The following is a 17,318-nucleotide window of genomic DNA, read 5'->3' as shown; positions in this document are numbered from 1 at the left end:
AAATAAAATTTATACGGTTATGCCATCGATGGCAGCAATAGTATGCATGTCTTTATCACCACGTCCCGACAAGTTAACGATGATAATTTGATCTTTATCCATTTCTTTCGCCAGTTTCATGCTGTAAGCAATAGCATGACTGGACTCTAACGCAGGTATTATTCCTTCTGCTCGCGTTAATGTACGAAATGCGTCAAGTGCTTCCTGATCGGTAATAGCCACATATTCAGCACGACCTTCGTCTTTCAACCAACTATGCTCTGGCCCTACCCCCGGGTAATCAAGCCCCGCAGATACTGAGTGAGTAGCACTAATCTGGCCATTATCATCAGACATCAAGTAAGTACGATTGCCATGTAGAACACCCGGTTCGCCCGCGCATAATGGCGCCGCATGCTCGCCTGTTTCTAAACCATGACCTGCTGCTTCTACGCCGTACATTTTAACGGACTCATCGCCGATAAACGGATAAAATAGCCCAATGGCATTTGAACCGCCTCCTACACAAGCCACTAATGCATCAGGTAAGCGCCCCTCTTTATCTAAACATTGTTGTTTAGCTTCTTTTCCAATAACCGTCTGGAAGTCTCTGACCAACATAGGGTAAGGATGAGGACCTGCTACAGTACCTATAATATAAAAGGTATTATCTACATTCGTCACCCAATCACGCATAGCTTCGTTCATGGCATCTTTAAGCGTACGCGTGCCGCTTTCGACGGGCACAACAGTCGCACCCAAAAGTTTCATACGATAAACATTTTGTGCCTGACGCTGCACATCTTCAGCGCCCATAAACACAGTACACTCAAGACCAAGTCGAGCAGCTACCGTAGCGGTTGCTACGCCATGCTGACCCGCACCTGTTTCGGCGATAATTCTAGGCTTACCTAAATGTTTAGCCAATAGAGCCTGACCAATGGTGTTATTAACTTTATGCGCACCAGTATGGTTTAAGTCTTCACGCTTTAAATATATTTTTGCGCCACCCACCTTGTTGGTGAGTCTTTCTGCAAAGTAAAGCGGCGACGGACGCCCCACATAATCGGCCAAATCACGGTAAAACTCTTCTTGGAACTTTGGGTCATTTTTGAGTATGTTGTATTGTTCTTCTAACTGAAGAAGAGAAGGCATCAGTGTTTCAGACACAAACCGCCCACCAAACTCTCCAAAATGTCCGGTTGCATCCGGTATTGCCCGGAGCATGTCATCAGTATATTTTGTCGGCACTTGCCACCTCTTTCATAAATTGATAAATCTTTTCACGATCTTTTATTCCCTTACTGCTCTCTACACCGCCACTTATATCAACCGCATATGGCCTAATAGTCTTAATGGCATCAACGATGTTTGCGCAGTTTAATCCACCGGCCAATATAATCTTAGACCGATACTCTGAGGGCACGAGCTGCCAATCAAACGTGCTGCCTGTCCCCCCTGGCACGCCCGGTACATAGCTATCAATCAACATACCAAGCGCATTAGAGTGAGCCTGCATGGCTTCAAGAATACTTTCTTTGCATTTAGCTCGAATCGCTTTTATGTAAGGAAGATTAAATTTCTGACAAAACTCAGGGCTTTCATCGCCATGAAACTGTAAAAGATCAATATTGACGTTTTCGATAACATCCCTGACCATTTCTTCGCTGGCATCAACAAAAAGGCCAACCTTTGTTACAAAAGGAGGAATATTGCGACAGATCTCAGCAGCACACTCTATGCTAACATATCTGGGACTCTTCTCGAAAAAAACAAAGCCTAATGCATCTGCGCCAACTTCTGCAGCCGTAACACCGTCAACTACCCTTGTAATACCACAAATCTTTACACGCGTTCGAATCATGTAACCTATTCCATATTAAAGAATACTGAGCTTAATTAGCGCTATAACTTAACATGCACCGTTCTCAATGCGCATTAAATCTACAAATAATAAGGTTTAATAAAAGAAGGCCCTAACCCTAACACGGGAATTTCACCGACTTCGTACCCTACATCAATAAAATAAAGCCCAAATGGCGGTGCTGTAACCCCCCCTTCAGCCCGGTCTTTTGCCTGTAAAACCTCTTCAGCCCATCCTTCGTGCTGAATACCCGCTCCGATCGACATGAGTACACCCGAAATATTACGCACCATATGATGCAGAAATGCATTCGCCTGAATATCGATAACAATAAAATCACAAAACCGGGTTACCGATAAAGACTCGATTGTACGAACCGGGGATTTAGCCTGACAACCTGCAGCCCTAAAGGATGAGAAATCATGCTCGCCTATTAGCACTTCAGCGGCTCGAGCCATTTTCTTTTCATCTAAAGGTCGATAGTTCCAAGTCACTTCTTTGTTATAGAGTGCCGGTCTAATAGGGTTATTATAAATAACATACCGGTAACGCCGGCTTTTAGCGGAGAAACGCGCATGAAAAGCCTCTGTTACATTACCCACCCAGTGCACCGAAATATCGTTAGGCAAGTTTGCATTCGCTCCCATTACCCAAGAACGGAAAGGACGAGACACAGAGGTATCAAAATGAATCACTTGATGAGAGGCATGAACACCCGCATCAGTTCTACCTGCACAGACGACTGCTACAGGATGATTAGCAACTTTAGATAGCGCAATTTCTAACTGCTGCTGAACTGTGGGAAGGCCTGATTTCTGGGATTGCCAGCCATGATATTGACTGCCATTATACTCTAGTACTAACGCAACACGCCCAGAGCCAATTAAGGTTCCGGGCGTGTCTGATTTTTCTAAACTCATGAAGTAATCTATACCTTAATCTGGCCGTTTATCCTGATCAGTATAGATTACCTTTTTTGAACCATTAGTCCAACGTTTTAAGAAGGTCTTGTGCTTCTTGTTTTTGCTCATCACTGCCTTCTAACGCAACTTCTTCTAAAATATCTTTAGCACCATCACCATCACCCATATCGATATATGCTCTGGCGAGGTCTAGCTTAGTTGCTGCTTCATCGGTGCCTGCAAGAAAATCGAAATCTTCATCTTCAGCAATATCTGCTTCAAAATCTTCACCTGAAGCATCGGCGCCTGCCGCGATATCAAGCACACTATCATCGATATCCAAGCTTGTATCAATGGTGTCTTCTGCCAATTTATCATCAGCCTTATCTACATCAACTGACGCTAAGTTTTCATCTAGCTCTAGATCTTCATCCAACTCTAGACTTTCATCTATTTCGAGTGATTCCTCTATCTCAAGAGCATCATCAAGATCCAAGCTTTCATCTAACGCTAAGCTCTCATCTAACCCAAGATCATCTTCAGCCGCTAAATCATCATCTGACGATAGCGTATCAGCTATACCTTCAAGCTCTTCTAGCGCTGATTCTGAAGTCAATGGCTCTGACTCTTCTGAGGTCACTTCAGGGCTATCTGAAGACTCGACATCATCAAAGTTATCGTCTAATTCAGAGTCAATTTTATCTAATTCAAGATCAAGGTCATCAAGATTTAAACCATCTTCCAAATCTTCCACTGCTATATCGAGATCTTCAGCATCATCACTATCTGATTCATCTAAGTCTAGCGCTATATCATCAAGATCGGTATCAACACCCGCCAACGCCTCATCAAGCTCTGCGTCAAGCTCCATGCTCTCAAGATCAATATCAAGACCATCTTCATCCGAGGATTGGGTAGAAGCAAGATCAGCACTTTCGTCTAAACCTAAATCTAAATCGAAGCTAACCTCTTCATCAGTCGTTACTGAATCGTCCAGCGGTGTATCTACGCTAAGCTCATCAAGGTCAAGCGCAGCAGAATCTGCATCTTCAATAGAAACATCATCGCCGTCTAAATCAATTTCATCAATATTGAAATCAATATCGAGGTCATCTTCAACATCTAATGCCGCATCTTGGAGAACACCATCTGCAGCAAGATCAGTCTCAAGAGCGCTTAATTCTTCATCTACATTTAGCTCACCATCAATAGTATCGCTTTCTGGCGTTTCTATCTTTGTAGGCTCAAAATCAATGCTATAGTCATCGTCCTTTTCGTCACTTGAGCCAGTATCACCGGGTAATTCTTCAACCTCCGCCGCTTCATCACTTCCAGATAACAACTGACTTTCTAAATCATCAAGAGATACAGCCTCATCAGAACCACTTAAGCGACTTCTGATTTCTTGAGCTTGCTCCATTGCATAGTCGTCATTCAGGGCCGCAACTTCATTAAATTGCTTATCAAATGACTCAACTTCATTAGACTCAGCATAGACTTCTAATAACTTAATTCTAATATCCGTTCGCTGAGGTTCAGACGAGATAGCACCTTCTAATAGTTGGGCGGCCTGATCTAAGCGACCATACGCTATATAGATATCCGCCTCAGCAATGACATCTTCTGTTTCAGATTGAGGCGCTTGATGAACGGCATCCGTATCAGCCGCATCACGCCCCTCGAGATCAACAAGCGTATCATCTAACTCATCAGCCCCAAGCGTCTCATCCGCATCAAAAATATCACCAGGCTCTTCGCCCTGTTCATTTCGCGTTTCAAAGAACTCTTGCTCTTTTTGCGCATTCCTACGAGACATTGCCCATACGATAATCAGTAAAAGTAACACTAACCCAGCCGCCATCATTTGATACATCGGGTTGTTCATTACTAAATCAACAACTGACTGAATAGTGAACTTTTCTTCCGCAGGTGCAACCGGTGCAGGCTTAGCTTTTGGCTTAACAGCAGCGTCTGGTTTAGCCGTACCTGCAACAGGCGCCATGCCCGCCGTCTCAGTTGATGCAGGCTTAATAGCCGCTGCACCTTCTACTGAAGCATCAGATTCTGCAAGGTCACTTTCTGTGGCCACAGCTTCGTCATTAACGGCTCCATCTTTAACAGCTTCATCTGTAACCGTACCGTCTTTTAAAGCATCTACAGCAGCCATGTTCTCTTCGACAACTGAATCTTCAGCGACTGTTGATTCATCGACAGTTGTACTAACGGCTGGCTCTACTGCATCCTCTTTACCCATTTGTGTTTGCAAGTTCGCAAGCTGGTCGTCTTTTAAGGTTAATAAGCGCTGCAACGTCTCTAACTGTTCTTCGAGATCTTGTACTTTGCTATTTAATTCCTGCTTTTCCAGCCCTGCCTGATCAAGCTTCTCTAAGGTTATTGCTAAATCATTTTTAAGTGCGTCAGAAGCCCCTTCACTGCCCACCTCACCTGCGTGTGCGCCAGCTTGGTTTTCTGACGAAGATTTTTCGGCTACCACCAATTTGAGTTCGTCGCCCGTATTTACAGCCGATGAAGTAGGCATTCCGCTAGCCGCCACACCTGAATCTTCGGTCGAAGGCGATGCATCCACAACATTCTTATTTAACGTGCGGTTTTCAAATGCTCTATTTTGCGCAATAACACCTCTAACAGCATCTCGCTTTGATCGCTGCCTAATGTCATTTAAACTGGGCAAGCGTAAAACCTGACCTTTCTTAAGGGTATTAATATTACCATTGATAAAAGAGTCTGGATTCAAGTCTTGAATAGCTAACATGGTCTGTTGAGCGGTTACTGAACTATCAGGTCGCACCTCTAATGCAATTGCCCACATAGTATCGTTGTTAGTGGTAGGGCCATATACGTCGCCCCTTTGCTGACTACTTGCTGATGACCGTGAAACCGGCGTGTAAGCCTGCTGAACAGAGGACGCATCATCTACCACTTCAATTTCAGGAAGACTACTCACTGATTGGGTTGGTGCAGACTGAACTTGCTGCACAGGTGCAATCGGCTCTTCGCCATAGATAGGGGGATCAATAAGAAGCGCATATTCTCTTAGAAGTCTGCCGCTTGGCCAAATAACTTCTACAAGGAAGTTCAAAAATGGTTCACGCACGGGTTTAGTGGTTGTTAATTGAACCACCATATTACCGCTTTCATTGCGTTGCACTTCAAAGCGAACATCTGAAAGAAAATAAATCCTTTCTACACCTGCTTTTAAGAATTCTTCTCGCGATGCTAAGCCTGGAAGAATTTCATTATCTTCAAGGTCTCGAATATTAACCAATTCAATTTCAGCTTTGAGCGGTTGATTAAGGGTAGACTCTACCGAAGCCTCGCCCAGTCCTAAAGCCTGTACAACACCAGCACCTAAAACGCTGACTAGTGATAGAGCAACCGCAAGCTTGCGCATCATCTCTTATTTCCTTTCTTGTTTTGAACTTCGCACTAAATTTAAGAGCATTTAAACTAGACCAACATAAATGTTAGATCATCTAATGAACTTTCCAGTTTAAAAAACTATTCCAGACAGTTGCTTTTATTCAATAATTTCTGATTTGACACAACTAGGTAACAAGTATTGTTTATAAATTACGATTTTTCAATAATTCTTTGTGTTTCGAATTGTTAACAGGCACTGGTGTGCAGCACAAATTAGACCAATATTAGTATAGCCATGAGTCATGATAGCGACACGGGAATATAATTCTTAGATATTGAAGTGATGTGCGTTAAGAGGTAAGACTCACCTACCCCTTAACGAATATAGATCTGTCAGATATGACTAATCTCGAGCCAGCAAAATTCTCAGCATTCTTCGTAGCGGCTCTGCAGCCCCCCAAAGTAACTGATCACCGACTGTAAAGGCTGAAATATATTCAGGCCCCATATTAAGCTTACGAATTCTGCCCACAGGAATACTAAGCGTACCTGTTACGTTTGTTGGCGTGAGTTCGTTAACTGTTTGGTCTTTATCATTAGGGATCACTTTAACCCAATCATTTGAACCCGCTAAGATCGACTCAATTTCTGAGACAGGTAGATCTTTCTTCAGCTTAATTGTCATAGCTTGGCTATGACAACGCATTGCACCCACACGCACACATAGCCCATCAACAGGAATGGGCGCTTCGGACAAACCAAGAATCTTATTTGTTTCCGCTTCTGCCTTCCACTCTTCACGACTCTGCCCATTATCTAACTGAGAGTCGATCCATGGAATCAAGCTTCCGCCCAATGCTACACCAAAGTTTTCAGTGGGCATTGCGTCAGACCGAATAGTCTCTGCAACAATTTTATCAATCTCTAAGATAGCAGATGCTGGATCATCTAATAACTCAGCAACAGAAGAGTGAATGGTTCCCATTTGATTGATTAGCTCGCGCATATGCCGAGCACCGCCACCAGAAGCAGCTTGGTAAGTCATTGGACTCACCCACTCAATCAAATCTTTCTCAAACAAACCACCCAATGCCATTAGCATCAAGCTAACAGTACAATTACCACCTACATAGGTATTAATGCCGCTTTCTAGCGCGTCATCAATCACGTTGCTGTTGACAGGGTCTAATACGATAACTGCATCGTCTTCCATTCGTAACGATGACGCTGCATCAATCCAATAGCCATTCCAGCCTGCTGCACGCAATGTAGAATAAACCGCTTTAGTATAATCTCCACCTTGGCAGGTAATAATAATATCCATCGCTTTTAGCGCATCAATATTATTTGCATCCTGCAACTCAGCAACAGGCTTGCCTACATCAGGGCCTGCTTGTCCAGCCTGGGATGTTGAAAAAAATACAGGATCAATAAAATCAAAATCGTTTTCTTCACGCATCCGTTGCATTAGCACAGAACCAACCATGCCTCTCCAACCCACTAAACCTACTTTTTTCATGACTCATCCAAGTAATACGGTTAAATTTTGAACAACTACAACTTAAAATATCAAGAATCGGGCTCCACATCAATGATGTAGCGCCTTTAGACTCAATTTATTACACTAATTTACTCAAAGCACTAATAACAGCATCGCCCATATCAACAGTACTGACCTTAGTCGTGCCTTCAGAGTAAATATCAGCTGTTCTAAAGCCCTGATCCAGCACATCGCTCACGGCTTGCTCAATTAAATCCGCGGCTTTGTTTTCAGCTAGACTGTAACGCAACATCATTGCCACCGAAAGAATGGTAGCTAGTGGGTTTGCAATACCTTGACCAGCGATATCGGGGGCAGAACCATGACATGGCTCGTACATTCCCTTACCCCTCTCATCAAGAGACGCTGAAGGCAGCATACCGATAGAGCCCGTCAACATGGCTGCAGCATCAGACAAAATATCGCCAAACATATTTCCCGTCACCACAACATCAAATTGCTTTGGTGCACGCACGAGCTGCATTGCTGCGTTATCAACATACATGTGGCTAAGCTCAACACCAGGATACTCTTTTGCCAGTTCATCCATAATTTCACGCCAAAGCACCGTCACTTCTAATACGTTAGCTTTATCGACTGAACACAATTTACCACCGCGCTTCTGAGCGGCCTCAAATGCTACGCGACCAATACGCTTAATTTCGGTCTCGTTATAAACATAAGTGTTGTAGCCTTCACGATCGCCATTTTCAAGTACTCGAACGCCTCGTGGCTGACCGAAATAGATACCACCGGTTAATTCACGCACAATAAGAATATCAAGCCCAGAAACAACTTCAGGCTTGAGTGTTGAAGCATCTGCTAATTGAGGGTAAAGAATAGCTGGACGTAAATTACCGAACAATTCCAGATTTGAACGAAGTCCGAGCAAGCCTTTTTCAGGCCTAATGGCCATATCGAGGTCATCCCACTTAGGGCCACCCACAGCACCTAATAGAATTGCATCAGACGCTTTAGCTTTATCAAGCGTCACATCAGGAAGCGGAACACCATGCTCGTCAATTGCTGAACCACCCACCAACGCGTGATCAATCGTCAGCCCTAGCGACAAAGAATCATTAAGAAGGCGAAGGACTTTTTCAGCTTCTGATACGATTTCTGGGCCAATTCCATCACCCGGTAAAAGCAATATATTTCTATTCATTTTTAACCTTTAATGTCTATTAATTCAATATTTTATAACGACTATCTAATATCAGTTATACCATCAATAACAGAAAGATTAATTGACAGTAACCGCTCTAACACATTGAGCAACCTACTAACCAATCGCATCAAACAACCAAGGAGATTCTTTTCTGCTCTTCGCTTCAAATTCACTTATTGAATCAGCATCTTCAAGCGTTACACCAATATCATCCAACCCATTAATCAGGCAATGCCTTCTGAAAGCATCCACCTCAAATGATACGGTTTCACCGCTCGGTGTTTTAATCGTTTGGTTTTCCAAGTCGATGGTAATTTCATAACCTTCGTTGGCAAACACCTCTTCAAACAAACGGTCAATCACAGTTTCGTCTAGCGTGACAGGTAATATTCCATTTTTAAAGCAGTTGTTATAGAAGATATCAGCAAAACTTGGCGCTATAACACAACGAAAACCGAAATCTTCTAATGCCCAAGGCGCATGCTCACGACTAGATCCGCAGCCAAAGTTTTGGCGTGCCAGCAAAACCGTTGTGCCCGCGTATCTTTCTTGGTTTAACATAAAGTCTTTATTTAATGGCCGCCCTTCGCAGCTCTGATCAGGCTGCCCCTCATCAAGATAACGAAGCTCATCAAACAAGTTCTTGCCAAAGCCTGTTCTTTTAATAGACTTTAAAAACTGCTTTGGAATTATCATATCAGTATCGACATTGGCGCGATCCATTGGCGCAACGATACCGGTAACCTGAGTAAACTTTTTCATTCTATTGTCCTCTTACGCGCTCGGTGCCGTTATTAGCTTAAGTACTCTCTAACATCTACAAAATGACCTGCAATAGCAGCAGCCGCTGCCATTGCTGGGCTCACTAGGTGTGTTCTACCGCCAAACCCCTGTCGCCCTTCAAAATTTCTATTTGAAGTCGAGGCACAATGCTCACCCTGCCCTAGTTTATCGGCATTCATGGCTAAGCACATTGAGCAACCTGGCTCACGCCACTCTAATCCGGCCTCTTTAAATATCACATCAAGCCCTTCTTGCTCTGCCTGCTTTTTGATAAGACCGGATCCAGGAACAACCAATGCCTGAATTAGTGTGTCAGCTACTTTACGGCCTTTTACCACTTCAGCAGCAAGTCTTAAATCTTCTATGCGAGAGTTAGTACAAGACCCGATAAATACGCGATCTAACTTAATGCTAGTGATAGGTGCACCCGCCTCTAACCCCATATATTCTAATGCTCGACCAATGCCTTCTTTTGCTACCGCATCGTCATGGTCATCTGGATTTGGCACAAAGTCATCAATGGCTACTACCATTTCAGGTGAAGTACCCCAAGTGACCTGAGGTTTAATGTCAGCAGCGTCTAATTCAACTATTTTATCAAAAACCGCATCGTCATCACTGTGTAAATCTGCCCACGCTTTAACGGCGTTATCCCAGTCTAAGCCTTTAGGCGCATAGGTACGACCCTTAACGTAGTCGATAGTAGTTTCATCAACCGCAATCATGCCGACTCGTGCACCAGCCTCTATGGCCATATTACAAACCGTCATGCGGCCATCCATTGATAAATCACGAATCGCTTGGCCACCAAATTCAACCGCATAACCCGTACCACCAGCCGTACCAATTTTACCGATAATAGCTAGTACAATATCTTTTCCTGAGATACCTTTTCCGACTTTACCGTTAACCTTAACAAGCATGTTTTTCATTTTCTTTTGGATCAAGCACTGAGTCGCCAAAACGTGCTCAACTTCAGAAGTACCAATACCATGAGCCAAGGCGCCAAACGCACCGTGAGTAGAGGTATGAGAATCACCACAAACCACTGTCATGCCGGGCAATGTAGCACCTTGTTCTGGGCCTACGACATGAACAATACCTTGGCGTTCATCTAACATTTTGAATTCAGTAATACCAAACTCATCACAGTTATCATCAAGCGTCATAACCTGAATACGAGAGACTGGATCCACAATCCCTTCAACACCGCTTGAACGCTCGGTAGTCGGTACGTTGTGGTCTGGCGTTGCTAAGTTAGCATCAATTCTCCAAGGCTTACGCTTGGCTAATCTTAAGCCTTCAAATGCTTGAGGAGAGGTCACTTCATGCAACAATTGCCTATCGATATAAATCAGAGCAGAACCATCTTCTCGTTGTTTAACCATGTGGGCATCCCACAACTTATCATAAAGCGTTTTTCCTGCCATGATCTCTCTCCGGTACAGTGTTTTAATAGGTGCGGCTTTAATTTTAATTGATAGTGTTTTATAAATACGAGTATTTTTAGTGACGTCTATTCAATGGATGAATTCTAATCCGCATGGTAAGATAAAACAAATTCATATTTTTTATAGTTACCATAACAAAACGGAATAACTGATGGATATAGACTCACTGAGTGCATTTGTACATATCGTCGAAGCTGGCTCTTTTTCTAAAGCAGCGGATGCTATTTCGGTGACACAACCTGCCATTAGCAAACGTATCAGTACGCTAGAAGACACACTTAACTGCAAATTATTTGAACGTGGCCAACGAAGCATTAGACTTACTAAAGAAGGAGAAGAACTTTTACCTAGAGCAACCTCCATTCTCAGAGAGGTGCAAAGCGCTAAGCAATCTATTTTAAATATATCAACCAGTATTTCAGGACAACTTACGGTTGTAGCAAGTCATCATATCGGACTACACAGACTTCCTTTTGTGATAAAGCCGTTTCTACAGGCTTATCCGAGTGTTGACCTTAAATTATTATTTATGGAATCTGAAAAGGCGTTTGAGGCACTTGATCATAACCATGCTGATATTGGTTTTATTACCGTTACACCGGGTGCGTCACCAAACTATGTTGAGCACTTAATCTGGGATGACCCTATGAGCATCGTTTGCTCTCCTGATCATGAGTTAGCAAAAAGCCAAAAGACCTCAATCGAAAAACTAGCAAAAGCCAACGCTATACTCCCCTCTAAAGCGACATTAACCTATCAGATCATCGAAGCGTTATTTGCTCGCAAGCACTTAAAACTCAATGCAACTATCCCGACTAACTATCTAGAAACAATTAAGATGATGGTATCGGTTGGCCTAGGCTGGAGCGTGCTACCTAATACCATGATTGATGAACACCTTACGGTTTTATCCACGCCTGAATATAACCCGTCTAGAACACTTGGCGCCGTTACACACAAACGAAAAACAATGAGCAACGCAGCCAAAGCGCTCATCGAACAAGCTAAACAGGTATGGGGGAATGATATTCCCCCATACTAATAACAGGCGCCATTAATGCTTAATGGCATCTGCTATTCTTAGTTTTACATAAGACCCAGGGGCGTCTTCAATAACTTCAAGCGCCCTATCGCCAGGCACCCTTGGCTCTACTAGGTCACCTACATGCTTATCTGACCACGCCTTCCAATCATTCCACCAAGAGCCTTTATGCTGTTTTGCCGCCTCAAACCATTGATCTGACGCTGCAGGCATATCGCTGTTAGTCCAGTATCCATACTTTTCTTGGGATGGCGGATTGACGACACCTGCAATATGACCAGAACCAGACAAGACAAACTTAACGTCCCCACTGTGTAGCAAAGCACCTGTATAGGTCGTCTTCCATTTAGCAATATGATCTTGAATAGTCGACAAGAAATACGTTGGCGTCTTAATCTTACTAATATCTATTTTAACGCCATCGAGCTCAATCCCACCTGGCTTTACCAGGTTATTCTCTAGGTACATATTTCTGAGATAGTACCCGTGCATTTTAGCTGGGAGGTTGGTGCCGTCAGAGTTCCAATACAAAAGATCAAACGGTGCAGGTTTCTCCCCCTTAAGATAGTTTTTAATGACAAACGACCAAAACAAATCATTCTCTCTTAGCATATTAAAGCTAAATGCCATTGCGCGACCGTCGTAGTAACCTATTTTATTAAGTCGTTTTTCAATATTTGAAATAGAGTTTTCATTAATGAAGACACCAATGCCTCCAGGGTCTGAAAAATCAATCAAGGTTGTCAGATAAGTCGCAGACTTTATTGGCTTTTTACCTTTAGCCGTTAACCAAGCAAGCGTACTGGCTAACAGCGTTCCACCAACACAATAGCCCATTGCGTTAACGTGTTTTTCATCGGTGGCTTTCTCAATGGCCTCTAGAGCATCAAGAGGCCCTCGCTTCATGTAGTCTTCAAATCCAGTATCTCTGAGCCCTGGACCTGGATTAACCCAAGAAATAATAAATACGGTATTTCCTTGATCAACCAACCATTTTATTAGTGAGTTTTTTTCTTTTAAATCAAGAATATAATACTTATTAATCCAAGGCGGAATAACCAATAATGGGGTTTTATTCACTTTTTCTGTGGTAGGTTGATACTGTATCAACTGCATCAATTCATTTTGATAAACCACTTTACCAGGTGTTGTTGCAACGTTTTTGCCGACTGAAAAAGCAGTAAAGTCCGTCATGGATACGTTAAACATACCCGGGTTTTTCTTATAATCATCTACAAACTGCTTAAAACCATCAATAAGGTTCACCCCGCCTGATGAAACTGTTTTCTTTAATACTTCAGGGTTTGTAAGCGGAAAGTTACTCGGCGAAAGCGCATTAATGATCTGCCGTGAGTAAAACATAAACTGATCGTGTGTGTGAGTATTAGAGTCCTCTAACGAATCAACCAATTCCATTACGGCATTTGAGTTCAGCAAGTAAGCCTGCTTGATATAGTCAAATATCATATTATCAGACCAATCCTCATCTCCAAACCGGTGATCACCTTTGTCTGGCACCACCACTGGGTCTGACATTTTACCTATTAACCTATTGGCCGTAGCGCCAACAAGTTTTGCATGACTCTTAACCAACTCTACTTCAGTATGAGCAACTCTAAACGGGTGAAGTGCAAATTGTTCAGCCATGTCTCTGAATGAACCCATCATATCAATGACGGTATTAAGCTGAGAATCGTCTATGTCAGGGTTTTTTTTAAGGTATCCTTCTAGTGCCTTACGGTATTGCCCTGCAATATTGTCAAAATTACTGAAAAGTTTTTTAACTGCATTTTGAGCCATATTGCTATCGAAACTACGCATACACCCTCCTGGTGTTATTTTGTTTTTTAGAGAGTATCTATTATCTGTACGTCTAAACACTGCTTATAAAGCCTAACTACCTCCTATAATAATATCGATAGCAAGGTTGAGTGCTTACATTCACAGTGACCCTAATTAATGCTGAATAATATAGCGCCCTAAGTCATTTAAAAGGGCGCTATATAGACGTGATATCTCAGTCAACGATTATGATTTGGCATCAGTCTTTGGTTCTGCTTTGGCATCTGCTTTTGGCTCTGCTTTCTGTGCTGAGGCGGTTGCAGCCTTTGCTTTGGCTTTAGGCTTTTCCGTCGCATCCTTTGCTGGATTTTTTGCCTCAGAGACGATTTCTTCTATCTGAGATTTAAATTCCACCCCCATCTCACCCAACGCTTTCATGTCTTCTACGATTTTTTTACTAATCTCACTAGCCACTTCACTCTGGCTCGTCCCAAACGTCTTAAGACTCTCTAAGTCGCGAACCTCAGCAACCTGCTTAACCTGCTTCATCGCCAGCTCAGCATATGATTTCATGGCACCCAATTGGAACTCTGCCACTTTTTCGATATTCGACATCATTAGTGCGTTTATCTTACCCATTGGACCGTAAAAAGCGGTCGCTTGTGAGGTTAAGTTTTCTATTAGACTATCATTCATAACATCCACCCATTCGTTTTGTAATTTTAATTCCCTAAGCTTGAAGCCACTAAACTCCTCAAGCCATCTCTTTAAAAAATAGCCATCACGATGATCACTAGAAGCAAAGACACAATGAGGTAATCACCTACCATCCACTAACCTTTTACTCCACATTTATTACAACACTATAGTTGACCTGAGTAGTTGACAAGCATCAAATATACTCATAAGTAGATAGTTAATGAGTGCTTTTGATAGATTAGGAAATCGTAAAATGCATCTAAACACGCGACAAATTTGAAAAACCTTTTGAAAGCGCCTCAAAGAAAATAAAAAAGAGTATTTATGCTGAATGTGACTTTATTTTGAAACTAAAAATGCCAATCAATAAGGCCAAGCCTGAACAGACCGCAGCAAGATTAAACGCCATAGGGCTGCCGTACGCGTTGACAATTTCACCACTAACTATTGCCCCCAAGGCACCACCGGCACCAAAACTCACGCTCGCATATATAGCCTGTCCTTGCCCATGGATATTGACAGGGAAATAACGGTGAACAAAATGGATAGCAACTGCATGCATCGCACCAAAGGACGCAGCGTGTAAGCATTGCGCCAACACAACCATTACCAGGTACTCTGAATAAACGCCAACCATCAACCAGCGTAAAGTCGTTAACAATAGAGACAACAGTACGATGTCTCTCAAGCTAAATCGCTGCATTACGCGATGCATAATAAAAAACAATAACACCTCTGCTAGCACTCCCACAGCCCACAACACACCTATAGTCGACCGGTCATACCCGAGATCCTCCATATAAATGCTATAAAACGTGTAATAAGGGCCGTGTGACAACTGAAGTAAGAAGTTAATCAACAAAAAGGACATGACCAATGGTGATGCCAAAGCCTTAAGAAAGGCACCTTTGGCTCTCTGCCGGCTATAAGCAGGCTGCTTAAATCGAAATAAACTACAGAGGCCGATAAAAGCAATGATACCCAACAAAAAGTCAGGTAAATACGAAATAGACACATGATCAAAGATAATACCTAAGAGCACCACCGACGCGACAAACCCTAATGACCCCCAAAGCCTTACGCGACTATAGCGCTCTCGTCTTTCCCCTAAACTATGCAGTGTAATCACTTCAAATTGCGGCAATACAGCATTCCAGAAAAAACTAAACACTGCCATAACAGATATAAACCACCAGAACTGGTTATCTATATAAAAGGCTAGAAAAAAAACAAAGGTAAAAAGCGAACCGTATCGAACAAGCTCTAAACGCTTGCCGGTGTGATCACCCACCCAGCCCCAAAGGTTAGGCGCAAGAATCTTTGTCACCATCAAGACTGAAGTAATTTGGGCTATTTCAATCGTATTAAAGCCTGTATCTTCAAGATACAGCCCCCAATAAGGGGCGAGACCTCCCAAAAGCGCAAAGTAGAAAAAATAAAACGAGGAGAGCTTAAAGTAGAGCCTCATATCACTACCATCTTGTTGGCATGAGGCTCTATCTTCTGAAGACATTCATGTATCCTTGAGCGTGAACGCTACTCAGATATTGATAGATATAAAGACACTAATAACTTGCAGGTGTTGCTGGAATCACAGGCGTGATGGGCTCGACGTCGGCGTTCTGTCCTCTATTACGCATAAAGTGATCCATTAATACTAATGCCATCATAGCCTCAGCAATGGGGGTTGCACGAATACCCACACAAGGGTCATGACGACCATGTGTCGATACCTCAATGGCATTACCATGAACATCAACACTTCTACCTGGTAAATGCAGACTTGAAGTAGGCTTTAATGCAATGCTAGCGACTATATCTTGACCGGTACTGATGCCGCCTAAAATCCCACCTGCATGGTTGGATAAAAAGCCTTCTGGGGTTATCTCATCTCGATGCTCAGTCCCTTTTTGTGCAACACAGTCAAAACCGGCACCAATCTCAATACCCTTAACCGCATTAATACTCATTAAGGCGTGCGCTAACTCGGCATCGAGCCGATCAAATATCGGTTCACCAAGGCCCGGAGGTACATTCTGCGCAACCACAACTATTTTAGCGCCTACTGAATTCCCTTCTTTATTGAGTGCCTTCATGTAGTCTTCCATTTCTGGAACCTTATCTACATCAGGACAAAAGAACGGGTTATTTCTGATCTCGTCCCAATCGACTTTATCAATCGTAATAGGACCAAGCTGAGAAAGATAACCTTTAATCTCAATACCTAGACGCTCTTTAAGATACTTCTTAGCTATACCACCTGCCGCTACGCGCATCGCAGTTTCACGTGCAGATGAGCGGCCGCCACCACGATAATCACGAACACCATATTTGTGCATGTAGCTGTAATCAGCATGAGCCGGTCTAAACGTATCTTTTATATTAGAATAATCTTTAGAGCGCTGATCAGTATTTTCAATCGTTAGACCAATGGGTGTACCGGTGGTTTTACCTTCAAATACACCCGATAAAATTTTAACCTGATCTGCTTCACGTCGCTGTGTGGTATAACGCGAGGTCCCTGGCTTTCTTCTATCTAAGTCTTGCTGCAAGTCTTCTTCTGACAGTTCAAGCCCAGGAGGACAGCCATCAACAATACAACCTAATGCGAGCCCATGACTTTCACCAAAAGTGGTGACGTTAAACAGTTTGCCAAATGTATTCCCAGACATAATATTTTGTTCTTTCAGTTGTTATCTAACGTTTGTAAAACGTAGATATAAATTA

The 17,318-nt window shown here is 42.9% G+C and carries 13 protein-coding genes; 1 reads left to right on the top strand and 12 read right to left on the bottom strand.

Annotation, left to right across the window (positions count from 1 at the left end):
• Positions 1 to 9 precede the first annotated feature (9 nt).
• The 8 genes from trpB to leuC all read right to left on the bottom strand — a co-directional run bounded on the left by trpB (position 10) and on the right by leuC (position 11,047).
• The gene (gene trpB / locus NKI27_RS09020) at positions 10 to 1,206 is read right to left on the bottom strand and encodes a tryptophan synthase subunit beta (RefSeq protein ID WP_320109460.1); all 1,197 of its coding nucleotides are present in this window, start codon (positions 1,204 to 1,206) and stop codon (positions 10 to 12) included.
• A gap of 4 nt (positions 1,207 to 1,210) precedes the next feature.
• On the bottom strand, positions 1,211 to 1,843 hold the full coding sequence (locus tag NKI27_RS09015; RefSeq protein WP_265049329.1) for a phosphoribosylanthranilate isomerase: 633 nt from the start codon (positions 1,841 to 1,843) through the stop codon (positions 1,211 to 1,213).
• Positions 1,844 to 1,923: 80 nt separating this feature from the next.
• A complete protein-coding gene (gene truA, locus NKI27_RS09010; protein ID WP_265049328.1) occupies positions 1,924 to 2,763 on the bottom strand; it encodes a tRNA pseudouridine(38-40) synthase TruA in 840 nt (279 codons plus the stop codon).
• Between the two features lie 64 nt (positions 2,764 to 2,827).
• A complete protein-coding gene (locus NKI27_RS09005; protein WP_265049327.1) occupies positions 2,828 to 6,160 on the bottom strand; it encodes a FimV/HubP family polar landmark protein in 3,333 nt (1,110 codons plus the stop codon).
• Between the two features lie 369 nt (positions 6,161 to 6,529).
• The gene (asd, locus tag NKI27_RS09000) at positions 6,530 to 7,645 is read right to left on the bottom strand and encodes an aspartate-semialdehyde dehydrogenase (protein ID WP_265049326.1); all 1,116 of its coding nucleotides are present in this window, start codon (positions 7,643 to 7,645) and stop codon (positions 6,530 to 6,532) included.
• Positions 7,646 to 7,745: 100 nt separating this feature from the next.
• Positions 7,746 to 8,831, bottom strand: a complete 1,086-nt coding sequence (gene leuB / locus NKI27_RS08995; RefSeq protein ID WP_265049325.1) for a 3-isopropylmalate dehydrogenase — start codon at positions 8,829 to 8,831, stop codon at positions 7,746 to 7,748.
• 117 nt (positions 8,832 to 8,948) lie between these two features.
• The gene (gene leuD / locus NKI27_RS08990; RefSeq protein WP_265049324.1) at positions 8,949 to 9,596 is read right to left on the bottom strand and encodes a 3-isopropylmalate dehydratase small subunit; all 648 of its coding nucleotides are present in this window, start codon (positions 9,594 to 9,596) and stop codon (positions 8,949 to 8,951) included.
• A 32-nt stretch (positions 9,597 to 9,628) separates the two neighbouring features.
• On the bottom strand, positions 9,629 to 11,047 hold the full coding sequence (leuC, locus tag NKI27_RS08985) for a 3-isopropylmalate dehydratase large subunit (protein WP_265049323.1): 1,419 nt from the start codon (positions 11,045 to 11,047) through the stop codon (positions 9,629 to 9,631).
• A gap of 172 nt (positions 11,048 to 11,219) precedes the next feature.
• Between leuC and NKI27_RS08980 the strand changes: the two genes are divergently transcribed.
• Positions 11,220 to 12,110, top strand: a complete 891-nt coding sequence (locus tag NKI27_RS08980) for a LysR family transcriptional regulator (protein WP_265049322.1) — start codon at positions 11,220 to 11,222, stop codon at positions 12,108 to 12,110.
• A gap of 12 nt (positions 12,111 to 12,122) precedes the next feature.
• Here NKI27_RS08980 and NKI27_RS08975 read toward each other — a convergent pair whose 3' ends face one another.
• The 4 genes from NKI27_RS08975 to aroC form a co-directional block, all read right to left on the bottom strand.
• Positions 12,123 to 13,931 carry a PHA/PHB synthase family protein gene (locus NKI27_RS08975; protein WP_265049321.1) on the bottom strand — a complete coding sequence of 603 codons (1,809 nt, stop codon included), beginning with the start codon at positions 13,929 to 13,931 and terminating at the stop codon, positions 12,123 to 12,125.
• 207 nt (positions 13,932 to 14,138) lie between these two features.
• Positions 14,139 to 14,588 carry a phasin family protein gene (locus NKI27_RS08970; protein ID WP_265049320.1) on the bottom strand — a complete coding sequence of 150 codons (450 nt, stop codon included), beginning with the start codon at positions 14,586 to 14,588 and terminating at the stop codon, positions 14,139 to 14,141.
• A gap of 325 nt (positions 14,589 to 14,913) precedes the next feature.
• The gene (locus NKI27_RS08965) at positions 14,914 to 16,104 is read right to left on the bottom strand and encodes an MFS transporter (protein WP_265049319.1); all 1,191 of its coding nucleotides are present in this window, start codon (positions 16,102 to 16,104) and stop codon (positions 14,914 to 14,916) included.
• Positions 16,105 to 16,156: 52 nt separating this feature from the next.
• Positions 16,157 to 17,263 (bottom strand): chorismate synthase, encoded by a 1,107-nt coding sequence (gene aroC / locus NKI27_RS08960; protein ID WP_265049318.1) that lies wholly within the window; start codon positions 17,261 to 17,263, stop codon positions 16,157 to 16,159.
• Positions 17,264 to 17,318 lie beyond the last annotated feature (55 nt).

It is taken from the genome of Alkalimarinus alittae (assembly GCF_026016465.1).
Lineage (GTDB): Bacteria > Pseudomonadota > Gammaproteobacteria > Pseudomonadales > Oleiphilaceae > Alkalimarinus > Alkalimarinus alittae.
This window is presented reverse-complemented; position numbering and strand designations above follow the sequence as displayed.

Excerpts from the sequence above, each read along its gene's own strand:
- trpB (WP_320109460.1), bottom strand. The coding sequence starts at position 1,206 with ATGCTCCGGGCAATACCGGATGCAACCGGACATTTTGGAGAGTTTGGT.
- NKI27_RS09015 (WP_265049329.1), bottom strand. The coding sequence starts at position 1,843 with ATGATTCGAACGCGTGTAAAGATTTGTGGTATTACAAGGGTAGTTGAC.
- truA (WP_265049328.1), bottom strand. The coding sequence starts at position 2,763 with ATGAGTTTAGAAAAATCAGACACGCCCGGAACCTTAATTGGCTCTGGG.
- NKI27_RS09005 (WP_265049327.1), bottom strand. The coding sequence starts at position 6,160 with ATGATGCGCAAGCTTGCGGTTGCTCTATCACTAGTCAGCGTTTTAGGT.
- asd (WP_265049326.1), bottom strand. The coding sequence starts at position 7,645 with ATGAAAAAAGTAGGTTTAGTGGGTTGGAGAGGCATGGTTGGTTCTGTG.
- leuB (WP_265049325.1), bottom strand. The coding sequence starts at position 8,831 with ATGAATAGAAATATATTGCTTTTACCGGGTGATGGAATTGGCCCAGAA.
- leuD (WP_265049324.1), bottom strand. The coding sequence starts at position 9,596 with ATGAAAAAGTTTACTCAGGTTACCGGTATCGTTGCGCCAATGGATCGC.
- leuC (WP_265049323.1), bottom strand. The coding sequence starts at position 11,047 with ATGGCAGGAAAAACGCTTTATGATAAGTTGTGGGATGCCCACATGGTT.
- NKI27_RS08980 (WP_265049322.1), top strand. The coding sequence starts at position 11,220 with ATGGATATAGACTCACTGAGTGCATTTGTACATATCGTCGAAGCTGGC.
- NKI27_RS08975 (WP_265049321.1), bottom strand. The coding sequence starts at position 13,931 with ATGCGTAGTTTCGATAGCAATATGGCTCAAAATGCAGTTAAAAAACTT.
- NKI27_RS08970 (WP_265049320.1), bottom strand. The coding sequence starts at position 14,588 with ATGAATGATAGTCTAATAGAAAACTTAACCTCACAAGCGACCGCTTTT.
- NKI27_RS08965 (WP_265049319.1), bottom strand. The coding sequence starts at position 16,104 with ATGTCTTCAGAAGATAGAGCCTCATGCCAACAAGATGGTAGTGATATG.
- aroC (WP_265049318.1), bottom strand. The coding sequence starts at position 17,263 with ATGTCTGGGAATACATTTGGCAAACTGTTTAACGTCACCACTTTTGGT.